Source organism: Gordonia sp. NPDC057258, assembly GCF_042668985.1.
Taxonomy (GTDB): Bacteria; Actinomycetota; Actinomycetes; order Mycobacteriales; family Mycobacteriaceae; genus Gordonia; species Gordonia hongkongensis.
In genome coordinates, this window is record NZ_JBHUXZ010000074.1 from 1 (window position 1) to 309 (window position 309).

Consider the following 309-nt stretch of genomic DNA (forward strand, 5'->3'; position numbering starts at 1 on the left):
GGCTGCGACGACTGAGAACGCGACTCTGAGGTAGCGCACGATTCTCGCCCCCTCGGTGGATGCAGTGCATCTGGATATCGACGCGAAACCGACCTATTTCCCGCTGTTTGGCCGCTTCCTCGCGTCCCGCGTACCGGCACCCGTCGATGGAGCGCCACGCCTGAATATGCCTTCCTTCGCCTGGGGCAACGAAGTGATCGACGTCACGCAGATGGAGGTGCCGTCACAGTACAACGGTCGCATCTGGACGGTGACCGCGCTGCCGAACGGCCAGTACAGCCTGCGTTCGCCCGACGACGAACCGGTGGT